This window comes from Spirillospora sp. NPDC049024, from assembly GCF_040649235.1.
In the GTDB taxonomy this organism is placed as follows: domain Bacteria; phylum Actinomycetota; class Actinomycetes; order Streptosporangiales; family Streptosporangiaceae; genus Spirillospora.
Window position 1 is genome coordinate 57,844 of sequence record NZ_JBEZFD010000013.1, and the last position, 19,865, is coordinate 77,708.

Annotated in this window: 17 protein-coding genes; 3 read left to right on the forward strand and 14 right to left on the reverse strand. The window is 70.6% G+C overall.

Translation table 11 applies throughout. The features are described 5' to 3' along the window. Window positions 1-245 precede the first annotated feature (245 nt). From AB0C21_RS24020 to ligD (AB0C21_RS24050), 7 genes are all read right to left on the reverse strand, one after another. Window positions 246-533: a GlsB/YeaQ/YmgE family stress response membrane protein gene (locus tag AB0C21_RS24020; RefSeq protein ID WP_149263485.1), complete on the reverse strand. Its 288-nt coding sequence runs from the start codon at window positions 531-533 to the stop codon at window positions 246-248. Between the two features lie 126 nt (window positions 534-659). After that, entirely contained in the window at window positions 660-893 is a 234-nt protein-coding gene (locus AB0C21_RS24025; protein WP_149263486.1) for a DUF3107 domain-containing protein, read from the reverse strand. A gap of 133 nt (window positions 894-1,026) precedes the next feature. Then, a complete protein-coding gene (locus AB0C21_RS24030; RefSeq protein WP_141577962.1) occupies window positions 1,027-1,656 on the reverse strand; it encodes a TetR/AcrR family transcriptional regulator in 630 nt (209 codons plus the stop codon). Window positions 1,657-1,868: 212 nt separating this feature from the next. Next, on the reverse strand, window positions 1,869-2,057 hold the full coding sequence (locus tag AB0C21_RS24035) for an Rv3202a family protein (protein WP_149263487.1): 189 nt from the start codon (window positions 2,055-2,057) through the stop codon (window positions 1,869-1,871). Between the two features lie 55 nt (window positions 2,058-2,112). Further along, window positions 2,113-3,438, reverse strand: a complete 1,326-nt coding sequence (locus AB0C21_RS24040) for a dihydrolipoyl dehydrogenase family protein (RefSeq protein ID WP_500207057.1) — start codon at window positions 3,436-3,438, stop codon at window positions 2,113-2,115. Between the two features lie 105 nt (window positions 3,439-3,543). Beyond that, a complete protein-coding gene (ligD, locus tag AB0C21_RS24045; protein ID WP_500207059.1) occupies window positions 3,544-4,452 on the reverse strand; it encodes a non-homologous end-joining DNA ligase in 909 nt (302 codons plus the stop codon). Further along, window positions 4,442-5,416 carry a non-homologous end-joining DNA ligase gene (gene ligD / locus AB0C21_RS24050; protein WP_149263490.1) on the reverse strand — a complete coding sequence of 325 codons (975 nt, stop codon included), beginning with the start codon at window positions 5,414-5,416 and terminating at the stop codon, window positions 4,442-4,444. Before ligD (AB0C21_RS24050) ends, ligD (AB0C21_RS24045) begins: the two co-directional genes overlap by 11 nt. A 113-nt stretch (window positions 5,417-5,529) precedes the next feature. Between ligD (AB0C21_RS24050) and ku the strand changes: the two genes are divergently transcribed. Next, a complete protein-coding gene (ku, locus tag AB0C21_RS24055; RefSeq protein ID WP_500207060.1) occupies window positions 5,530-6,435 on the forward strand; it encodes a non-homologous end joining protein Ku in 906 nt (301 codons plus the stop codon). Window positions 6,436-6,464: 29 nt separating this feature from the next. On the opposite strand, the gene AB0C21_RS24060 is transcribed toward ku, so the two are convergent. After that, window positions 6,465-6,764 carry a hypothetical protein gene (locus AB0C21_RS24060; RefSeq protein WP_500207062.1) on the reverse strand — a complete coding sequence of 100 codons (300 nt, stop codon included), beginning with the start codon at window positions 6,762-6,764 and terminating at the stop codon, window positions 6,465-6,467. Between the two features lie 194 nt (window positions 6,765-6,958). After that, window positions 6,959-9,112 carry an MMPL family transporter gene (locus tag AB0C21_RS24065; RefSeq protein WP_500207064.1) on the reverse strand — a complete coding sequence of 718 codons (2,154 nt, stop codon included), beginning with the start codon at window positions 9,110-9,112 and terminating at the stop codon, window positions 6,959-6,961. Window positions 9,113-9,277: 165 nt separating this feature from the next. On the opposite strand from AB0C21_RS24065, the gene AB0C21_RS24070 reads away from it, so the two are divergent. Next, window positions 9,278-9,997: a TetR/AcrR family transcriptional regulator gene (locus AB0C21_RS24070; protein WP_500207066.1), complete on the forward strand. Its 720-nt coding sequence runs from the start codon at window positions 9,278-9,280 to the stop codon at window positions 9,995-9,997. Between the two features lie 93 nt (window positions 9,998-10,090). On the opposite strand, the gene AB0C21_RS24075 is transcribed toward AB0C21_RS24070, so the two are convergent. From AB0C21_RS24075 to AB0C21_RS24095, 5 genes are all read right to left on the reverse strand, one after another. Beyond that, window positions 10,091-10,558 (reverse strand): hypothetical protein, encoded by a 468-nt coding sequence (locus tag AB0C21_RS24075; protein ID WP_500207068.1) that lies wholly within the window; start codon window positions 10,556-10,558, stop codon window positions 10,091-10,093. Window positions 10,559-10,665: 107 nt separating this feature from the next. Further along, on the reverse strand, window positions 10,666-11,961 hold the full coding sequence (locus tag AB0C21_RS24080) for an ABC transporter permease (protein WP_500207069.1): 1,296 nt from the start codon (window positions 11,959-11,961) through the stop codon (window positions 10,666-10,668). Further along, window positions 11,958-12,638 carry an ABC transporter ATP-binding protein gene (locus AB0C21_RS24085; protein WP_500207071.1) on the reverse strand — a complete coding sequence of 227 codons (681 nt, stop codon included), beginning with the start codon at window positions 12,636-12,638 and terminating at the stop codon, window positions 11,958-11,960. The genes AB0C21_RS24080 and AB0C21_RS24085 overlap by 4 nt, the downstream gene beginning before the upstream one ends. Next, window positions 12,635-13,921, reverse strand: coding sequence for a peptidoglycan-binding protein (locus tag AB0C21_RS24090; protein WP_500207072.1), 1,287 nt, complete (start codon window positions 13,919-13,921; stop codon window positions 12,635-12,637). The genes AB0C21_RS24085 and AB0C21_RS24090 overlap by 4 nt, the downstream gene beginning before the upstream one ends. Beyond that, on the reverse strand, window positions 13,914-14,825 hold the full coding sequence (locus AB0C21_RS24095; protein WP_500207074.1) for a hypothetical protein: 912 nt from the start codon (window positions 14,823-14,825) through the stop codon (window positions 13,914-13,916). Before AB0C21_RS24095 ends, AB0C21_RS24090 begins: the two co-directional genes overlap by 8 nt. Window positions 14,826-15,360: 535 nt before the next feature. Here AB0C21_RS24095 and AB0C21_RS24100 point away from each other — a divergent pair. Next, window positions 15,361-19,464, forward strand: coding sequence for a golvesin C-terminal-like domain-containing protein (locus AB0C21_RS24100; RefSeq protein ID WP_500207076.1), 4,104 nt, complete (start codon window positions 15,361-15,363; stop codon window positions 19,462-19,464). Window positions 19,465-19,865: the final 401 nt, after the last annotated feature.

Below are 19,865 nucleotides of genomic sequence, written 5' to 3' on the forward strand. Positions count from 1 at the left end.
GCTGCGTGCGGTCACACTCCGCGACGCAGTGTACCGACCGTTAGTCGCTTACACCAATAGCCGGTCACCGTGCCCAACGTTTCCATGGTTTCATCTATTCCGTCCCGGGCCCGCCAGGCGTTATAGGCCCGGCGGGACGGGGGTTCCGGACCGGCCGGGGGGCGGCGCGGCGACGGCCACATCCGGACATCCGGAACGACGGAAGCCCCCGCCGGGGCGAGGGCTTCCATCGGGGTGGCGCGGGGTCAGAACGTCCGGTGCTTGGTCCGCCACCCGCGGCCGCGGCCGTGGCCTCGGGTGTTCATCGCGGTCAGCGCCGCCACGCCGAGCGCGGCGATCACCACCGCGAACACCAGCGCGACGATGGTGCCGGCGCCGAGGGCGTCCGCGACGACGCCGCCGAGGATGGCGCCGGCGACACCGATGAGGATCGTCAGCAGGATGCCGATCGGGTTGCGGCCGGGGACGAGAAGCCGCGCGACGGCTCCGATGACGGCACCGACCACGATGAACCAAAGGATCGTCGTGAGCATATCGATCAACCATTCCTTTCCGTGGGCCGGTGGCCCGGGTCGGTGGTCGATATGCCCCTCCTGCCAGGTTGAAACAAAACCCAGGTCAAGGAGAGTGGGAAGGGGGTAAAACCCGGGTCCGGCGGCTCAGGCGTACTGCGTGCCGAAGCCCACGCTGCGCTGCTCGTCCTCGGAGATCTCCAGGTAGCCGACGCGGGCCCCGGGGATGACGACCCGGCCGGCGCGGCGGTCCTTCAGCACCAGCACGCCTTGCGCGTCGGCGAGGGCCGCCTTCAGCGCGTCCTGCACCTCGTCGGCCGTCTGGTCGGTGTCGACCACGAGCTCCTTGGCCACGTTCTGGACCCCGATGCGAACCTGCACGCGCTGCCTCCCGTCGTCCGGCGCGTCCCGCCGACCGCCGGCGGGCTCGCCTTCCGATGGTCGCACGGAGATCGCCGGACGCGCCGACGCCCGGTTGTGCCGAGGGTGAACTTTCCCTCACCCCCGGCGGCGGTCAGCCCTGGTCGGTGGTGCGGGGGAAGCCGGAGATGCCGCGCCAGGCCAGCCGAGCGATGATCTTCTCGGCGGTGTCCTTGGGGATCGCGCGGTGCTGGGAGAGCCAGAAGCGGGCGCTGACCTCGGCCATGCCGACCAGGCCCATGCCGAGCAGGTGCGCCTCCTCGGCCGGGGCGTTGGTGTCCTCGGCGATGACCTGCGCGATCATCTCGGCGCACTGCTGGTTGGCGCGGTCGACGCGGGCCCGGACGGGCGCGACGTTGCGCAGGTCGGACTCGAAGACCAGCCGGTACGCCTCGCCGTCGCCCGCCACGAAGTCGTAGAAGGCCTGCATGCTCGCCTGCACGCGCAGCTTGTTGTCCGTGGTGGACTCCAGCGCCTCGCGGACGATCTTCACCAGGGCCTCGGCGTGCTCGTCCAGCAGCGCCAGGTACAGCTCCAGCTTGCCCGGGAAGTGCTGGTAGAGCACCGGCTTGCTGACGCCCGCACGCTCGGCGATCTCGTCCATCGCCGCCGCGTGGTACCCCTGCGCGACGAACACCTCCTGGGCCGCGCCGAGCAGCTGCTTGCGGCGTGCCAGTCGCGGCAGTCTCGTGCCACGGGGGCGGGCGTCCGGGGTCGCGGTCACCACACTCTCCGATCACCGAATCTTGGGACGGATGGGGGTCGTCCGTCGCCGGGAAACAATCTCATCATCCTACGCGCGAGTAACTCCGTTGGTCACGGGCCGCGCCCGCCGGCGTTCCTTCGCGCAGGTCAGTGTATTCCCGGCGAAGCGCGGCGCGGTCGTGCACCGAGTCTTCCGCCGGCCTTCCTTCCTGTGCCGGACGCCAACGCGGGTCAGCGGTAGTCGTCCTCGTCGAGCCGGACCTCGAGCCGCTGCTCGGCCGCGTCGGCCTCGTTCGCGTCGTCCGGTATCGGGCCCCGCTCGACTCCGCCCTCCTCGTCGAGGACGGCGCGCTGCTCGGCGGCGTCGGCCTCGTTGGCCTCGTCGGGGGCGGGCTGCTCCAGGTCGTCGGTCTCGCTCATCAGGGGTCCTCCTCCAGGGTCCGCGGTCGTCCCGGGTGGACGGCCGGCTCGCGGTTCACAGTCGTCCGGCCAGTTCCCGCAGCGGCGCCTCGACGGACTCGCCGTGCGTCGGGAACGCGTGGACGACGTCGGCGAGCAGGCTCAGCGGCGTCTCGGCTCGGATGGCCAGCGCGATCTCGCTCATCCACTCCTCGGCGTTGAGTCCTGCGGCGGCGGCGCCGACCAGCAGTCCGCGGGCGCGGTCGGCGTACAGCTCCACCCGGCCGCGCTCGTCGGCCTCGACCGCCGCCCGGGCCGTCGCGGCGAGGTCGTACCCGGCGGTGAGGAGGTCTATGCCGAGTTCCTCCGCCTGCCTGGGGGAGATCCCGACCGAGTAGACGGAGGGCGTCGTGTAGACGACGCGGGGGATGGCGCGGTAGTCGGCCTCGCGCCGGTTCCCGAGGAGGTTCGACAGCGCCACCTGCGCCTGGTAGCGGGCGGCGTGCGTGGTGCGCGCGATGCCGGTGACGTCGCCGGCCGCCCACACGCTGCCCCCGCCGGACGGGACGCGGCACGTCGCGTCGACGGGGATCCCGCGGCCGGGGACCACGTCGACGCCGAGGTCCTCCAGCCCGAGGCCCTCCACGCGGGGACGGCGCCCGGCGGCGACGAGGACGCGGTCGGCGTCGAGGGTGCCGCCGTCCGACAGCCACAGCCGCACCCCGACGTCCTTGCGCTCCACGTCGGCGACGGCGGCGCCCAGCCGCAGGTCGACGCCCATCCGGCGCAGCGCGTCCGCCAGCACCTCGCCCGCGAACGGCGCCTCCGCGGTCAGCAGCCGCCCGGACGCCTCGACGACCGCGACCTGCGACCCGAACGCCGCGTAGACCTGGGCCAGCTCGCAGCCGACCGGGCCGCCGCCGAGGATCACCAGCCGGCGCGGCAGGTCGGGGACCGACAGGGCCTCGGCGCTCGTCCACAGCGGCACGTCGGCCAGGCCCTCGACGGGCGGGATGACCGGTTCGCTGCCGGTGCACACGACGAGGTCGCCGAAGCCGTGCACGGCGCCGTCGACCTCGATGCGGCCGGGTTCGAGGATCCGGCCCCGGCCGCGCAGCACGGTCACGCCCTCCTCGGCCATCCGCGCGACGGCGGGGGCGTCGCCCCGGTGCCCGGCCAGGCCGTCCCGGCGGGCGACGGCCGCCTCCCAGGTCTCGCCGCGGCGCGCCGACAGCAGCAGCGACTTGGACGGGACGCACGCGAAGTACGGCGACTCGCCGCCGACGAGGCGGCTCTCGACGAGCGCGACGTCCCTCCCGGCGCGGGCGAGGCCGGTCGCGACCAGCTCGCCCGCGGTCCCCCCGCCCAGCACTACGGCGTCGTAGTGGTGGTTGTGCGACAACGGTCCTTCCTTCCACCGGTGGTGTCCCCGCGCACCATGGTGACGGACCGCGGTCCCGGAGCGTGCCGATTCGAACACATAGGGCACGCGGATCGCGGAAGTCGCTCAGGGCAGCGGCCGGTGGTCCTTCAAAAGGGGTTCCAGGAGGTCGCCGTGCTTGTCCACTCGGGTGAGGACGTCGTCCGGGCCGAAGACGAGCTCGGCGGCGTCCCGGCACGACTCCAGCTCGTCCCAGGTGATCGGAGTCGACACCGACGGGCGGCTTCCGGCGCGCAGCGAGTAGGGCGCCACGGTCGTCTTGGCCGGGTTGTTCTGGCTCCAGTCGACGAAGATCTTCCCCTTGCGCAGCCGCTTGTCCATCTTCGCCACGACCAGCCGGGGGTTCTCCTCGGCCAGGCGCTGCGCGGCGGCCTTGGCGTACTCGGACGTCCGCTCCGCGTCCTCGGGCTCCTCGATCGGGACGTAGAGGTGCAGGCCCTTCTTGCCGCTCGTCTTCGGGTAGGAGTCGAGGCCGTCCTCGGCGAGCACGTCGCGCAGCAGGGCGGCCACCTCGCACGCCTCCACGACCGTGGCGGGCGGTCCGGGGTCGAGGTCGAAGACCACGAGGTCGGGGGTGTGCACCTTGCCGCGCGGCCCCACCTTCCACTGCGGGACGTGCAGCTCCAGCGCGGCGAGGTTCGCGCACCACACGAGCGTGGCGAGGTCGTCGACCACGACGAAGTCGAGGGTGTCGCGGCCCTTCGAACTGCCGGGGGTGGGGACGGTCGCCGTCCGGACCCAGTCGGGGGTGTGGGAGGGGGCGTTCTTCTCGAAGAACTTGCCGTCGTCGACCCCGTCCGGCCAGCGGATGCGGGTCGCGGGGCGGTCCTTCAGGTGGGGGAGCATGACCGGGGCGATGCGGGCGTAGTAGTCGATGACCTCGCCCTTGGTGAACTCCGGGTACAGGTTCTTGTCGAGGTTGGAGAGGGAGAGCTGACGGCCGTCCACGTCGACGGCGGTCCTCTTACTGCTCACTCGTGACCTCCAGGGGGTCCTTGTCGTCACGCAGGCCCCGCCAGGACGGGAAGCGGAGGCGGCCGTCCCTGGTCCGGGCGCTGTACGCGACCTCCCCGACGAGCCGGGGCTCAACCCATTGGGCGTCGCGGGCGAACTCGCGCGGAACGGGCTCGTCGTAGGGGCTGGTCGGACGGCGCAGCGGCCACAGCGTCTCGTAGAGGTCGTCCAGCGCGCGGTCGCTGAAGCCCGTGCCGACGTGCCCGACGAAGCCCAGCAGCCCCTTCAGGTCGTACTCGCCTAGCAGCAGCGAGCCCACGCCTCCCTCGCGGCGGCCCTTCCCGGGCTTCCACCCGCAGATGACGACCTCGCGCGTCAGGAAGTTCTTCACCTTGCGCCAGAAGTCGACGCGGCGCCCTGGACGGTACGGAGAGTCGAGGCGCTTGGCGAGCAGTCCTTCCATCTGCTGCTCGCGGGTGAAGGCGAGCAGTTCCTCCACCTGCGCCTGGTCGCCGCCGTGCAGGTACGGGGGCACCTCCACGGGGCCGGTGCCGGCGAGGTCCAGCTCCGACAGCACCGAGCGGCGGTCGGCGTACGGCATGTCGTACAGGAGGTGCCCGTCCAGGAAGAGGACGTCGAAGACCACGTAGCGGACGGGCACCTCGCGGATGAGTCGCGGATCGGGGCGTTCGACGTGCATGCGGCGCTGGAGGCGTTCGAAGCTGGGCCGCCCCTCCCGGAAGGCGACGACCTCGCCGTCCAGGACGACGTCGTGGTCGGGCAGCAGGTCGGCGAGGGCGGACAGCTCGGGGTAGCGGCTCGTCACCTCGCCGCCGCGCCGCCCGACGGCCCGGACGCCGTCGGCGGACACGTGCGACAGGACGCGCACCCCGTCCCATTTCAGCTCCAGGCCCCACTTCCCGCCGTCGGAGGGGAGGTCCCCGGTGGAGGCCATCATCGGCTCGACGGGCCACGGCATGGTCATACCGCCGTCTTACCCCGTCCCGCCGCACGGGGAAAGGATCACGACGCCCTTGTGGCGCAAATCGAACGGCGTTGCGACGCTAGGGGCAGGAACGTGCTGGGTAAGGACGGATCATGCGCAGTATCTGGAAGGGCGCGATCTCCTTCGGTCTGGTGACCATACCGGTGAAGCTCTACTCGGCGACCGAGCAGCGGGACGTCGCCTTCCACCAGGTGCACCGGGAGGACGGGGGGCGCATCAAGTACAAGCGGGTGTGCACGGTCGACGGCGAGGAGGTGCCGTACTCCGACATCGCCAAGGGGTACGAGCTGCCGAGCGGCGAGATGGTCATCCTCACCGACGAGGACTTCGCCGACCTGCCGCTGTCGTCCAGCCGCCGGATCGACGTCCTGCAGTTCGTGGAGCGCGAGGAGGTCGACCCGATCTACTTCGCGAAGTCCTACTACCTGGAGCCCGACGCGCAGGGCGCCAAGCCGTACGTGCTGCTGCGCGACGCGCTGGAGAGCTCCGGGCAGGTCGCGATCGTCAAGGTGGCGCTGCGGCAGCGCGAGTCGCTCGCGACGCTCCGGGTCCGCGAGGGCGTGTTCGTCCTGGAGACCATGCTGTGGCCGGACGAGGTCCGCGCGCCGGAGTTCCCCTTCCTGGAGGAGGACATCGAGGTCCGCAAGCAGGAGCTGTCGATGGCGACCTCGCTGATCGAGTCGATGGAGGGGGAGTTCGACCCGGGCGAGTACAAGGACGCCTACCGCGAGGCCCTCCAGGCGGTGATCGACGCCAAGGTCGAGGGCCGGGAGGTCGCGCGCCCCGCCGAGGAGGGCCCGGAGGAGCCCGCCGCGGACCTGCTCAGCGCGCTGCGCGCGAGCGTCGAGGCGGCCAAGAAGAGCCGCGGCGAGAAGGGCGGGAAGGCGGCGTCCGGCAAGGAGGCGGCGGAGAAGAAGCCCGCCGCGCGCAAGGCGTCGTCGGCGAAGAGCGGCGCGAAGAAGGAGCCGGCGAAGAGCCGCAGCCGCAAGTCGGCCTGAACCCCCGCCGGGTGCGTGCGCCGGGCGGGTCAGTTGTCGCGGCGGGCGGCGAGCACCCGGCCGATGGCGGCGGCCGCGCCGGACGGGTCGTCGCAGGACGCGATCCGCTCGCCCCAGCCGTAGCAGTAGGACCAGCCGTCGCCGGACCGCTCCCGCACGGCGATGACGCTCTCGTTCACCCGCGGCAGCCGCGGGTCGGCGATGAGCGCGGACGGGCGCCGGTCGGCGGGCGCGGCGACCTCGACCGCCCAGCCCGCGGAGCGCAGGACGTCGGTGAGCCGCTCCAGGTGCGCGAGCGCCGTGTCGTCGGTGATCAGCAGCGCGGACATGATGCCTCCAAAGGAACATCCCGGCACGGGACAGGGGTTCGGGGATCCGCCGGGCAGGGGCCGTCGCGGCGCGCGTCACGCGAGGGTGGAGCCGGTGGAATGACGTTCAGTCTTCCGCCGGGCGAGGGAGTCCACAAGCGGTTCTGGTGGATTGGTGGCCGGCACTTTCGCGGTGCCGGCCACCGGTGCGGGGGTCAGCCCACGGGCTCCAGCCGCGACGGGGCCGGGGCGTCGCCCTCCCGGATCCCGTACCGGCCGTAGAGCCGGGCGAGGGGGCCGGGCGCCCACCAGTTGGCGCGGCCGAGCAGCCGCATCGTGGCGGGCACGAGCAGTGCCCGGACGACCGTCGCGTCCAGCAGGATCGCCACGGCCATCCCGACCCCGGTCATCTTGATGAACGTGATGCCGGACGTCGCGAACGCGCCGATCACCACGATGAACAGCAGCGCCGCGCTGGTGATGATGGCGCCGGTGCGCTGCACGCCGGAGGCGACGGCCGCGGTGTTGGAGCCGGTCAGGTCGTACTGCTCGCGGACCCGCGACAGCAGGAACACCTCGTAGTCCATCGAGATCCCGAACAGCATCGCCAGCATGAGGATCGGCATCGCGGGGGAGATCGCGCCGGTCGCGGTGAAGTCCAGCGGGCCGGACAGGTGGCCGTCCTGGAAGACCAGCACGACCGCGCCGAAGGTGGCCGACAGCGACAGGATGTTCATGACGATCGCCTTCAGCGGCAGCAGCACCGACCCGAACGCCAGGAACAGCAGGAGGAAGGTGGCGCCGCCGACGAGCAGGGCCAGCCACGGCAGCGTCGCGCCGATGCTGGAGAGCTGGTCGACCACGTCGGCCGTCTGGCCGCCGACGTGGGCACGCGCGCCGGGCGGCGGCGGGACGTCCCGCACCCGCTGGACGAGGTCGCGGGCGGCGCCGGAGTTCGGGTCGGCGTCGTAGCGCAGCGCGATGCGCGTCGTCGTCCCCTTGGCGCCGGTCACCGCCGCGTCCGTGACGCCGGGCAGCGCGTCCAGGCGGGCCCCGTACGCCTGGACCGCGGCCCGGTCGGACGTCCCGGTCACGACGGCCTCGATCGGGCTGGTGGCGTTGCGCGGGAACCGCGCCTCCAGCGTCTCGGCGACGACCCGCGCGTCCGCGCCGTCCGGCAGCACCTTCGCGTCCACGCCGCCCCAGTTGATGCGCAGGAACGGGGCGCCGAGCGCGAGGAGCAGCGCCACGGTCGCGACCATGTAGACGACGGGGCGGCGCATCACGCTGCGCGCGACCCGTCCCCACCAGCCGTCGGTCCGCCCGGCGGCCGCCCGGCGCCGCCGGATCGGCAGCGCGTTCACCTTCGGGCCGAGGACGGCCATCAGCGCGGGCAGCACGGTCAGCGCCCCGGCCATGCAGACCAGCACGGTGGCGATGCCGCCGTAGCCCATGGAGACCAGGAAGTTCTGGTCGAACAGCAGCAGCCCGGACAGCGACACGGCGACCGTGACGCCGGAGACCGCGACGGTGCGCCCGGCCGTGGCCATCGTGGCGGCCAGCGCGTCCTCGGCGGTGGCGCCGTCCCGGCCGATCTCCTCGCGGAACCGGCTGACCATGAACAGCCCGTAGTCGATCGCGAGGCCGAGCCCGAGGAACGTGGTGATGTTGACCGCGAAGATCGACACGTCGGTGACGTAGGTGAGCGCGTGCAGCGCGGTGAACGAGCCCAGGACGGCCAGTCCGCCGACCAGCAGCGGCAGGCTCGCCGAGACCAGCCCGCCGAAGATGAGCACCAGCAGCACCAGCAGGACCGGCATCGCCATGCCCTCGGCCCGGCCGATGTCGGACGAGACGCGCTCGTTGATCGCGACCCCGGTGCCGACCGCCCCGCCCGCCTTCGCGGTGAGGCCGCCGCCGACCTCGGTGAGGTCGTCCCGGATCGCCTTGTAGGCGTCCTCGCGGGCGGCCTCGTCGGAGCCGGCCAGTTGCAGGACGGCGTAGGTCGCCTTGCGGTCCCGGCTCACGAACTGCGGCGCGTTGGTCGTCCAGTACGTGCTGGCCTTGGCGACCTTGTCCGACGGCAGCGCGGCCAGCGCGCGTTCCACCGACGTCCGGAAGGACGGGTCGTCCACGGTCGTCCGGCCCTGGTAGAGGACCACGACGTCCGCCTGGTCCCGCCCGAGGTCGCGTTCGGCGATCCGCGCGGCCTCCGCGCTCTGGCTGCCCGGGGTGTCGAAGCCGCCGGAGGAGGTCAGCGCGCCGAACACGCCCGTACCCCACACCGCGGCGAACACCAGCGCGGCGCCGGCGACGGCGAGCACCCACCGCCGGCGCCGGTGCACCCACCTGCCCCATCGATCGAACATGGCTCTTTCCCCCAGCCTCGTTACCTTGAGTAATTTCAGTGAACGCCGTAAACTGAGAACAGCGTTAACTTCGCATACAGCGTTAGCTGTCGTCAAGGGTGTTTTTGCGGGATCATGCGAGGGCGGCCGGACCCGGCCGGGCACCGGACGGTGAGAGGAGGCGTGGTGGGATCGCGTCGTGATCGCCTGCGTGCGGCGACGGTCCGGGAGATCTCCGAGACCGCCCGCCGGATCCTCGTCGAGGAGGGCCCCGACGCGGTGACGCTGCGCGCCATCGCCCGCGAGATGGGCATGACCGCCCCCGCGCTCTACCGCTACTTCGGCAGCCACGGCGAGCTGCTGCGGCACCTGGTCGGCGACCTGTTCACCGAGCTGACCACGGAGCTGGACGCGGCCATGAAGGACGTGCCGGCGGGCGACATGAGCGGCAAGTTCATGACGGTGGCCCGGCAGTTCCGGCTCTGGGCGCTGGCGCACCCGCGCGAGTACTCCCTGCTCTTCGGCGTGCCCGTGCGCGGCGCCGCGCACCAGGAGGAGGTCGACTTCGCCGAGGAGTGCGCCCGCCGGTTCGGCTGGACGTTCCTGTCGCTCTTCCTGGAGCTCTGGAGGAAGAGCCCGTTCCCGGTCATGGCCGACGGCGACATCGACCCCGGCCTGCGCGAGCAGCTGCGCCGATACCGCGACGAGGTCCTCGGCGTCGAGCTCCCGCTCGGCGTGATCCAGCAGTTCCTCAAGTGCTGGACGAGGCTCCAGGGCGGGGTCAGCCTGGAGGTGTTCGGGCACCTGGAGTTCGCCCTGTCCGACGCCGCCCCCATGTTCGAGCTGATGCTCGGCGAGGTGGCCTCGGAGATGGGCCTGACCTACGCCCCGCCCGCCGTGGAGTGAGCCCGTGCCGTGCCGGGGAGGAAACCAACCGGCCGGAGGGCTACCTGGTCTTGCGGGGTGGGCGAGGATGCTCGCCCACCCCGCAAGGTGAGACTACTTGCACTCCAGCATTTGGACGGACGATGCGTTGTTCCGCAGGTGGTACAGACCACCTTCGGTGAAGTCGCCGGCATGGCGGGGTGCGAGTCGGTTGCCGTAGCCCATCATGTTCCTGTACGGCCAGATGTAGAGCCAGCAGTTGGTCGTGCGGTTCCCCGCGGATGCTGCGTTGTCCTCGACGATCAGTCCAGCGCCGTCCGACCCGAAATAGCCGCTGTCGTAGAACTTGTTTCCGCTCAGGTCCTTGTCGTTGTAGTGGGCCGGCCGCCAACTCGCGCCCCACAGGCCCGGGTAGTAGTACAGGCAGAGGTAGGTGCCGCAGGGCTGCCCCCACGAATCCCATTCGCTGATATTCCATGCGTCGCCGGCCTGGGCCGAGCCGGCCGTGAGGCCGATGGTTCCGCTCATGGTCAGCGCCGCGGTGGCCATGGCCGCGAGTGAACGTCGATTGGTGTACTTCATGCGCGTCTCCTTCCTTGGTGCGGGTTTCAGCTGATCAGTGGGTGTCGTCTCGGCGGGAATCCGTGGCATGAACCTCCATTGATCGATCTCGGGGCGTTCCGGGCGGCCTACTGGCGGAGGGCTTCCTGCGGTTCGATCCGGGCCGCCCGGAGTGCGGGGTACATGCCGGCCAGGAGCCCGGTCATGGCTCCGATCAGCGGTGCGGGCAGCACGGCGGCCGGTTCGAGGACGGCGGTCCACTCCTTGCCGACGGCGACGCCGACGACCGTCGCGGTGGCAAGGCTGGTGCCGACCATGCCGCCGAGCAGGCCGAGGGTCGTGGACTCGGCGAGGAACTGGGCGGCGACATGCCCGGGGCGCGCACCGAGCGAGCGGCGCAGACCGATCTCCGCCCGGCGTTCGAGAACGGCGACGAACGTGGTGTTGGCGATCCCCACCGCCCCGATGACGAGGCAGATCGCGGCGAGCACGAGGAACAGGCCGGTCAGGTCCTGGTCCACTCTGGTGCGGAGGGTCCGCGGGTCCGGTGGGGGGACCGCGGTGAACAGGCCCGGCTGTTCGGGCCGGAGGGCGGTGGGCGCCTGCCCCGCGATGAGCTTGGCGGCCCCGAGCCGGGTCCTGATCAGCATCTGCTCGGGGTTGTCCGGGGACGCGGGACCGTAGAGCCGGTCGGCCGTGCCGCGCGGGATGACGACGCCCGTCAGCAGCTCGGGCATCTGGCGGGTGCCGGCGAGGATCCCGACGATCGTGAACGCCCGCCGGTCGACGAACACCGCGGGTCGCGAGTCGAGCCGGGTGATGCCGAGGCGCCGGGCGGCCGTCGCGCCGAGCACGGCAACGCGCTCCGCCCGCCGGTCGTGAAACCCGTTGTAGGGGGTGCCACGTGTGATCGATGCCCCGACCGCGTCCAGCATCCCCGGCGAGACGGCGAACACCGGACTGATCCCTCCGATGTCGGCTTCGGTCTCGGCGCGCACTTCCGGGGACGCGGCGATCAGCGGGTCGCCTCCGAAACGCACTCGGCGCCAGGTGCCGGCCGCCTCCACCCCGTTGAGCCGGGTGATGCGCGCGTCCGAATCGGCGGGGAACGTCCTGGGGTCAGCGCCGGTGTCATATCCCGGCCGGTCGGGCGGTTCCTCCTCGAAACCGCCTTCGTCGGCCGTGCTGACGGTGACGGTCGTCGCGGTCAGCGCGTCGAACTGCTTGCCGATCTGGCCGGACGCGGTGGCCGTGAGGCCCAGGATCGCGACGAACGCGCCCACCCCGAGAACCGTGCCGAGCATCGTGAGCACCGAACGCCCGGGGCGCTGGGCGATGCCCGCGGCGGCCTCCCCGACGAGGTCGCGAACGGAGAGCCGGGACGGGGCGACATCGACCGCCCACCGCCGCGCTCGCCGCCTCACCGGAGCACCTCGGCGGTCAGCCGCCCGTCCCGGATGGTCACCACGCGCTGCGCTCGCCCGGCGACCAGGGGGTCGTGGGTGATCGTCAGCACGGTCTGGCCCTCGTCGCTCAGTTCGTCCAGGAGATCGAGGACGGCGGCGGCGGTGGCGGAGTCGAGGTTGCCGGTGGGCTCGTCGCACAGCAGCAACCGCGGGCGGTTGGCCAGGGCCCGTGCGATGGCGACGCGCTGCTGCTCACCTCCGGAAAGGGTGGTCGGCAGCGCGTTCAGGCGGTGCTGGAGCCCCACCCGGCGCAGCGCGTCCCGTGCGGCGGCGAGCCTCGCGGCCCGGGTCGTGGACCTGTAGAGCTGGGCGAGCATCACGTTCTCCAGCGCGCTGCGGTAGGGAAGCAGATGGAACGCCTGGAAGACGAAGCCGATGCGCCCGCCTCGCATGGCCGCCCGTTCCGCGTCACTCAGGCCGAGAACGTCCACACCGTCCAGCGTGTAACGGCCGGTCGTGGCCCGGTCCACGAGCCCGAGCACGTTGAGCAGGGTGGATTTCCCCGAGCCTGACGGGCCGACGATGGCGAGATACTCGCCGCGCTCGACGATCATGCTGATCTCGTGCAGCGCCGATACGGGAGGCGGTCCCTTGTAGGTGCGGCCGATCCGCTCAAGCACGATCAGGGGCTTCATCTGCCGACCACCACCTGATCGCCTTCCCGGAGGGCTCCACCCTCTGGGGCTACCTCGACGAACCCGTCCGCGGACATCCCGGCCTTCACCCGGACACGGCGCCGATCGCCGCCCGCCGATATGACCGTCACCGACGTCCTGCCGTCGGCAGGCGCGTTGACGGCGCTCAGCGGCACCGCGAGGACGTTGCCCTCCGTCGCCTGGGCGGTGATCGTGATCCGCGCGTCCTGACCGTTGAGGCCGGGCTTCCACGAGCCCTTCGCTCTTATCGCCACCGGGATGTACGGGGGTTGGCGCAACTTCCCGGAAGCCTTGGGAGTCACCAGGTCACCGACTTCGGCGACCGCGCCGCGGTACCGGTCGCCGCTTTCCTCGATCACCACCTGGACGTTCTGGCCGGGCTTGACGACGTCGTCCTCCGACGGATCCAGGTGCCCGGTCAACCGCACACCGCCGACGGCGAGTTCGAGCAGATCATCCGAGACCTTCCGGCCGACCGAACCGCCGGCCGTCACGACGCGCGCGGGAAACGACGGGACGAACATCACTTCAGATTTCGGTAGCTGCAGAAGGCCGCCGGGGCTTCGTGCGCCGTCGTCGTTCTTCGTGGGGGCGCGGCCCGGCGCGGTGGGGGCGGCGTAGCCGAGCTTCGAGTAGTGCCGTCTCACGGCGGCTGCGGTGCCGGCACCGAAGCGGCCTCTCGTATCGGGCCCGAGGCTGTAGCCGAGTTCCGCCAAGGCGTCCTGCAACTGCGCCACGTCACGCCCGCGCATTCCCTGAACCAGGTCACGGAGCGCCGGAATCCGCCCGTGCAGGGCAAAGACCGGGCGGTAGGAGACCTCGGCGAGCAGCATTCCGGGGCGCACCTCGTCACCGGCCTTCCGGGGCCGCCTGGTGACCAGCAGATCACCGCCTTCGGAGCCTCCGGTGCCGTCCGGGCTCAGGGCGGACGAAGGCGCGAACGTCAACGTCCGCGCCGATGAGAACCGGCCACGGAGGATCACGGTGCGCTGGAGCGCCTTCGACTCCACGGGTGCCGTGAGCACGCTGGCCTTGGGAGGCTCGGTCTGCGCCGCCACCTCGGCGGGTGACCTCACCCAGGTCGACGCGATCAGCCCGGCGGTCGACAGCACCGCCGTGGTACAGGCCGCGCCCAGCATCAAGCGCTGCCGCCGCTGGACCGCGGAGCGCGGTTCTCCCGAACCTCTGCGCCCGGCCGCGGCCTTCGAAGCCGCGGGCGCACCGTCAGCGGGTACCGGCTGCCGTTCCATCAGCTCAGCCACCGTACTTCCGCACCAACGACTGGATGTGCCGGGCGCGGGACTCCACCCTTTTCTTCTCCTTCTCCAGGGCTTCCGCGTTCTTTTCGATCTCGACGTTCTGGAGGTCGGCCTCGACGGCGAACAGGGCACCTGGGAGATTGACCGCGTAGCTGCAGTCGACACTGGCGACCGCCGACTTTATCTCCGCGGTGGTCGGTGGTCCCGACTCGCCGTCTTCAGCACCGAACCCGTTCCCCGCGTTCCAGGGGTCGGTATAGTTGTAGCCTTTGCGTTTGATGCATTGCGACCATTGGGCGAGAGCGGCCTGTGCGCGCGGCTCGTTCTGCATTCGCTGGAACGTTGTCGCCTGCAGTTCCTCTGCGAGGTGCGAACCGTCGCCGTCGAAGCCGATGATCTTCTTGGCCTCGCCTGAACATCCGCCTGGTGGTACGGGCTTCCCGCGGAAGTGTGCCTCGCTCGCGCCCCGCGGAGAACCGCGGAGGACGAGAAGTATATCCGATGGAACGTCGTCGAGGGATTGCGGCTTGGTGTCTCCCTCTGTCCATTTTGGCGTCCCATAGCCGTACTGTTCTGCTGTCTTCCGGTCAGTCAGCCCGTATCGACGCGTCTGGTTGTATCGCTGGGTCCGGACGCTCTGCTCGATAGATTCTGAGAAATTCACCGAAGACAGTGGCGGCAGCCCGTATCGGCGCAGGCACAGATTGGCTAGATGGCTCGCCAGTCTGCCCTCCTGTGCATTCTGTACGAGGGAAGGCGCATAGGCGTCCAGCGGAAACTGGAGCTGCGCCATGCTGGTCGGGGTGGGGGTGGCGACCGGTCCCGGCATGGCCGGCTCTCCGCCCATCGATCCGCAACCGGCGGATGCGACGGCCAGCAGTGCTCCTACGTGGGCAACGATGAACAACCGTGTTTTATGCGGCATTTCGACTCCACTGGCAAGGGATGGTCATCGGGCGGGGAGGGGGGCGGAAGGGCGTCGAACATCTCCCGGCCGCTATTGTCCGGTGGGTGGTCCCGCTGATTTGTGGCCCTCCAAGCTTGTATCCGGGCGATGTGCGCCTGTCAATGGCCGATAAGTTGGAGATGTGCAAGCATTCTCGCTTCGGAAGGGCCTTGGCCGAGTGGGTGTTCGGCGGTGTTTCTGCTGGGTGGGCCCCATGGCGATGGATGCCCGTGGTTGCGGATGAACCGACCTCTCGGAAATTCTCTGTGATCTGCATCACACGGCGGGGAGTATATGGCTCTCGCTGGATGTCTTATGGCCGGAAGCGGCCGGGTTGAATACCTGGTCAGGGCAGCTTTCAGAGTGGCGTGCATTATCGTCGCGAGTTCCGTGCAAGTTCCGTGCAAGCGCCGTGCAAGGACGCTCGATAATCTCTCGGGTTCGACTCGGGTTTGCTCCGAAAAAGGAGTGTGCTTTCCATGAGGAGAACAACGTGATGGCGCGGGCTCCGTGGTTCGGGGTGGGGTTGGGCGCTGCTCTCCTGGGGGTGGGGCTCGCGCCGGCGGCGCCCGCGAGCGCCGCGCCCCCGTCCCCCGCCGCGTCCGCGCCCCCGGCGGCCGGGCCCGGCCCGGCCGTGGATCCCAAGGTCCGCGACCGGGTGCTGGGACCGGGGTGGCGCTCATCGGGCGACCGGGTCTGGACCACGACCGGAGACGCGTCCGGCTTCCACCTCCTGGTCGCCGAGGAGAAGACCGGGTACGCGTGGCGGACGGTCGCGACACTGTCCGAACCGGGGTTCGACGCCGATCAGTGGATCGGCAACGCCTGCCTCACGGGCTCGGGACGGCGCATCGTGGCCGCCTACGCGCCGCGGGCGTTCACGAACAAGCCGTCGCTCAACGCCCGGGGCGCGTTCACCGCCGTCGTCGACCTGGTGAGCGGTTCGGTCCGGAAGCTGCCCCTGCAGTCGTCGCTTGCCTACTTCAGTCCCGGGTGCGGTACCGGTGAGGACGCCGTGGTCACACAGGAGGGGAGCGACGGACGCAACGCGGGGAAGACCCGGCTGACCAGGGTCGACGCCGCCACCGGCCGCCTCGCCCCGGCGATGGTGCTGACCGGCCAGGTGACCTCCGCGATCCCGACCGCGCGGGGAATCGTCGCGGCGGACGGCCACCGGCTGGTGCGGATCTCGAAACGAGGTCGACGCACGCCGCTCGCCAAGGCGAGCGGCGTTCCCTTCCACCTCGCGGCGGACGCGGACGGCGGTGTCGTGTACATGCAACCCGCGCCGGCGGGCGTGTCCGTAAGGCGATCAGAGGGGACGCCCGGTCAGGCCGAAGAGCTGGCCGCCGGCGCGCTGGGCGGCGTGGGCGTCCAGGCCGGCTCGCACGGGCGGGTGTTCCTGACCGGCCGGCCGGCCAAGGTCGCCGCTCTGCCGCCGGCGGTCTCCAGGATGGACGTTCCGCGCACGGCGAGAGTCTCCTCCCGAGGCCGGTCGGCGCTGATCTCGGCGACCGAACAGGGCACCGCGGCCGCGCCGTCCCGAGGAAGGGAACCGGCCCCGGTGCCCGCCGCCGGCCGGCGGGGGCTGACGCTCACGATGAAGGTCCTCGCGACCGGCGAGCAGCCCCGGTTGTTCGTGCGGCCCGGTGGCGCCTCGGCCGGCCGGAAGGCCGGTCCGGTGCTCGGGAAGGGCGGTGCCCGGACGTCCGCGGCGGCCGGGTCGCCGTCCGACCCGGTGGAGGCGGAGCGGACCTGCTCCGTCCCGCGCAACGATCCGCGGAACCAGAGCTACCAGCCCACCCCGAGGCAGGTCGAATGGGCCGTCGACCAGGCGGTTCGCGGCGCCCTCACCATCCAGCGGCCGCAGAACTGGAAGAACCTGGGAATGCCCGCCTACACGCCGCAGGGCCTCTTCCCGCGTGCGGGACTGACGGGCGGCGGCTACATTCCGTCGCAGGTGATGCTCGGAGTGGCGGCACAGGAGTCGAATCTCTGGCAGGCCAGCCGCTGGGTCACGCCCGGAGAGACGGGCAACCCCCTGATCGGCAACTACTACGGCCTGAACCTCTACGACAACTCCCCGGCCAATGACTGGGACATCGACTTCTCCGAAGCGGACTGCGGATACGGCATCACGCAGCGCACCGACGGCATGCGCCTCGCGGGCCGGGAGAAGCCGGGCGAGACGGCCCTGCCGTACCAGACCCAGCGGGCGGTCGCCCTGGACTTCACCGCCAACATCGCCTCCGGCGTCCGGCTGCTGGAGGAGAAGTGGAACCAGACGACGGCGGCCGGCATGAAGGTCAACAACGGCGACCCCGCGAAACCGGAGAACTGGTTCTTCGCCCTCTGGGCCTACAACAGCGGCTTCCACGCCAACACCGGCGGGCCGTGGGGCGTGGGATGGGCCAACAACCCGATCAACCCGCGCTACCCGGCCGACCGCGCCCCCTTCCTGGCCACCGGCTACGCCGACGCCAAGAACCCCCAATGGTGGCCGTACCAGGAGAAGGTCCTCGGCTGGGCCGCCTACCCCATCGAGGCCCTGGAGAAGGCGCCCGACACCTACGTCCCCGGATACCGTGCGGCCTGGTGGAACAGCGACACCTACCGGCTCACCATCAAGCCCGCGGCGGCGATGTTCTGCGACTCCACGAACTCCTGCACTCCCGGCGCCAAGTACCCGAACGACATGAACGAGCCGGAGGGGCCGTGCAGCAGGGCCGACCTGAAATGCTGGTTCCACCAGCCCGTCACGTGGAAGAACTGCCCCACCGAGTGCGGCAACGAGATACTGCGCTTCGATCCGGGCTATGCCTACCAGCCGGACCAGGTGAACTATCCCCCCACCTGCACCCTGGCGGATCTCCCCTCAGGTTCCCTGGTCATCGACGACGTGCCCGACGGGACGCCCACCCCCGCGCCGAACTGCGGGCGACCGTGGAACAACGCCGGAACTTTCGCCTTCGACTTCGGTGCCGACTCCGGCGGGAACCACCCGTCCAAGATCGATCTGCACCAGATGGGCGGCGGGTTCGGCGGCCACTACTACTTCGGTCACACTCGTGACCCGGACCGTCCGCACCTGCGCGTCTCCGGAACGTGGACACTGGATCGCGAGATCAACGGTCCCGCCCAGGTACTGGTGCACCTCCCCGATCACTACGGCTACACCCATCAAGCGACCTACGAGGTGCAGACGGCCCGCGGCACGCGCGAACGCACCGTCTCGCAGCGGGTCACGAGCAACCGGTGGCTGTCCATCGGCGCCTTCGTGTTCGACGGCAGACCGAGCGTCAGGCTGAGCAGCGTCGTCGGCGGCGCGACCGGTGACGAGACGATCGCCTTCGACGCGCTGGCCGTCCGGCCGGTCAAGGGAACGTACGTCGAACGGACCGTCGAAGCCGTCGCGCTGTTCGACGAGACCCAGGACATCAACACCGACCCGGCGAGCACCTGGCTGCTGAACACCCCGCTCAGGACCCACCAGTCGCTCTACAACTGGGGGTTGGAGACCGCGAACAACGTCCTGGCTCTCCCGACATGTGATGGGACGGACGAGGAGTGCGCGGGTCCGAACCTGAAGTCCGCGATGCAGAAGTGGAAGAACCAGATCGTCACCGCGGGAACGGATCCGCTCGACCACCCCCCGGGCCAGGGGATCGCGAACTGGATCCACTTCGCCAACCCCTATACCGACCGTCCCACCAGTTCCTCCAAACCGGCGCACTTCGACACCGACGACACCTCCTACAAGATCAAGGCGAGCGCCACGGTCTCGTTCATCCGGGGCGAGGACGGCGCGATCATCGACGGCAGCCCGTACGTCGAGTACGACGACCGGACAGGGAACACCGTCCTGCCGGAGTTCGTGACGGACACGCTCAAGGCCATCGAGCGGGACTACGGAATCGGTCAGCCCGACCTCACCTACACGGCCGCGAACCTCAACGAGCACGACGGAAGGAGACGCACCGCCAGGCCGAACTCCACGGGCGTCCTCCCCGGACGGGCCTACGTGGCCATGCACGACAACGAGCCGGCACCGATCGTCGGCGGCTGCGTCCCGGCGAACTCCGTCTCGGGCGGGAGCATCGGCTACCGGCCCATGCTCGGTGAGGCCGGCCCGGCCGCGGCGATGCAGGCGTGGATCGATGACATGGACCACGACTTCCGGATCCACCCCTCGGTCTCGCGGGTGGGCAAGGAGATCTACAACCTCTTCTTCCACCGGGGACCGACCGGTTCGCCCTTCAACCAGGCGCCACCGATCTGGCAGCAGCTCAGCTTCCGGGTCTGCGCCGACGGCACCGTTTCCAAGAACGGCGGACGGCCGATCCTGCGGTCCAGCTTCATGCCCGACCAGTACCTCTACTGGGAGGGGAGGGCCATCAACACCGATGGCGAGCCGGTCGGGTCGGGACCGATCGTCAACGGGAACTTCAGGCTGTTCAGCCGGCTCCCCGACGGCGGAAGCGGACTGTGGGACAACCCCTACGGTTCCTGCACCTCCAGCGGACAGACGGGGAACCCATGGAACCTCACTCCACCTGCCGGAGCGGGAGCCGACCCGGATTCCGCGCACTTCTGCGTGTAGCGATCGCCTGATCGAGCGGTACGCGCGCCTGTGAATCTTCGGCCGCCCTCCGGAACCTGGGGGGCGGCCAGAGATTCCACGTTCGACGACATTGATCGGAAGAGTGGTGGAGATGGGTGCCGCGGGACAGGCATACGTGTTCTACTTGCTGGCCGCCTCCCTTCTCTGGACCCTGCTCGGCCTCCTTCCTTTCAGGAGGCGGATCTCTTACGGCTGGAGGTTCTATCTCGGCCTGTACGCCCTCGTGTCCCTGCTTCTTCTCGTCTCGGCGAGTCCTGGCGGACCATCCGGGCCCTTGTTGCTCGTCCTCGGTCCTGGGGGCGGCACAGCCCTGATCCGGCTGCTGACGCAGTGGCTCGGGTCCCCGAGATGACGCCCGAACCCCTCTCCGGGTGCGTCGC

Bases quoted from the DNA above. Each gene is read 5' to 3' on its own strand.
- AB0C21_RS24020 (WP_149263485.1), bottom strand. From the start codon at position 533: ATGCTCACGACGATCCTTTGGTTCATCGTGGTCGGTGCCGTCATCGGA.
- AB0C21_RS24035 (WP_149263487.1), bottom strand. From the start codon at position 2,057: ATGAGCGAGACCGACGACCTGGAGCAGCCCGCCCCCGACGAGGCCAAC.
- ligD (WP_149263490.1), bottom strand. From the start codon at position 5,416: ATGACCATGCCGTGGCCCGTCGAGCCGATGATGGCCTCCACCGGGGAC.
- ku (WP_500207060.1), top strand. From the start codon at position 5,530: ATGCGCAGTATCTGGAAGGGCGCGATCTCCTTCGGTCTGGTGACCATA.
- AB0C21_RS24060 (WP_500207062.1), bottom strand. From the start codon at position 6,764: ATGTCCGCGCTGCTGATCACCGACGACACGGCGCTCGCGCACCTGGAG.
- AB0C21_RS24065 (WP_500207064.1), bottom strand. From the start codon at position 9,112: ATGTTCGATCGATGGGGCAGGTGGGTGCACCGGCGCCGGCGGTGGGTG.
- AB0C21_RS24075 (WP_500207068.1), bottom strand. From the start codon at position 10,558: ATGAAGTACACCAATCGACGTTCACTCGCGGCCATGGCCACCGCGGCG.
- AB0C21_RS24085 (WP_500207071.1), bottom strand. From the start codon at position 12,638: ATGAAGCCCCTGATCGTGCTTGAGCGGATCGGCCGCACCTACAAGGGA.
- AB0C21_RS24100 (WP_500207076.1), top strand. From the start codon at position 15,361: ATGGCGCGGGCTCCGTGGTTCGGGGTGGGGTTGGGCGCTGCTCTCCTG.